Source organism: Thalassospira permensis NBRC 106175 (assembly GCF_000714555.1).
Classification (GTDB): Bacteria; Pseudomonadota; Alphaproteobacteria; order Rhodospirillales; family Thalassospiraceae; genus Thalassospira; species Thalassospira xiamenensis.
Genome location: NZ_AUNC01000058.1, coordinates 1 through 1243 on the forward strand (window position 1 = coordinate 1; position 1243 = coordinate 1243).

General features: G+C 52.1%; 1 protein-coding gene. It reads right to left on the minus strand.

What is annotated here, in order from left to right; translation table 11 throughout:
• Positions 1–191: 191 nt before the first annotated feature.
• Positions 192–1115, minus strand: a complete 924-nt coding sequence (locus SMB34_RS18505; protein ID WP_007092572.1) for an aldo/keto reductase — start codon at positions 1113–1115, stop codon at positions 192–194.
• Between the last annotated feature and the right edge of the window lie 128 nt (positions 1116–1243).

A 1243-nucleotide genomic window follows, 5' to 3' on the forward strand; every position in this document is an offset into this window, starting at 1 on the left:
CTACCAACTGAGCTATGCCGGATCACGGTTGGCACTCCGTTCGAAGCGCGTGGCAGGGGTATAATAAAACAGCTTTGATCCCGCAAGACCTTTTTGAGAAAAAATGATCCGAAATCCATCTTTTTTCACGGTATCGTATCGCCCGTCGCCTTCCGGTTAATTGAACGCCTGTTTCCTGTGCCTGTAAATGCTTAGGGGACCGGATGCCCCTGTGCCGCGACCAGAATTTCAAACCAGTCCTGCCGATCAAATTGAACGCCGCAGGATGTTGTTGCATCAGTAATGCGGTGTGTCTTCATGGTGCCAAGGACCGGCACCGGCTGACAGGGCAGGCGCAACAGCCATGCAATTGCAACTTCGGCGATGCCGGGCAGGTTATATTTGTCACGCATTCGTTCTAGAACGGGGCGCAAGCGGTCGGCTGTCACATCATTTTGCGCGTTGAACAGTCGTGCGCCACCAAGTGGTGACCAGATCATCGGATGGATCCGCTTTTGCTGCATCTGATCAAACGTGCCATCAAAGATCGTGGCAAGTTCCAGAACCGAACATTCCACCTGATTGGTGGCGAGCGGTGTATCTAGTCGGCTTTGTAACAGATTGAATTGTGACGGCGTAAAGTTTGAAACACCGAAATGACGAACCTTACCGGACTGGCGGAGTTCGTTGAATGCATCCGCAACCTCGTCGGCGATCATCAGTGGATCGGGACGGTGGATCAAAAGCATGTCGATACTGTCGGTTGTCAGGTTACGAAGCGAATTTTCAACCGATGCCAGAATATGCGCCTTGCTGGTGTTGTAATGATTGATCCGGTTGTCAGGCCGCGCATCCTTGACCAGTGCGACATCGCACTTGGTCACGATTTCCATTCTCTTGCGCAGTTCTGGTGCTTTTGCCAGCGCCTCGCCAAAATAGGTTTCGCATCCGTAGCCTCCATAAATGTCGGCATGATCAAATGTGGTAATCCCAGCATCAAGGCAGGCGTGGATCAATGCCAGAATATCACCGACATTTTTGATGTCCGTGCTGTCGCGCAATCGCCATGCGCCCCACGCCAATTGCGAGAAACTCAAATCCTTGGCCATGTGACGGCGTGAAACAGGGGATGACATATATTGATCCTAATCGAAGTTCAGGGCGGATGATGCGCTATTGGTAGCAATTTGCAGGGCAGGGCACAAAAGCAAAAACCCCCGGAACAGAGTTCCAGGGGTTTGTGGCTCCGGCAGCAGGACTCGAA

Bases quoted from the DNA above. Each gene is read 5' to 3' on its own strand.
- SMB34_RS18505 (WP_007092572.1), bottom strand. From the start codon at position 1,115: ATGTCATCCCCTGTTTCACGCCGTCACATGGCCAAGGATTTGAGTTTC.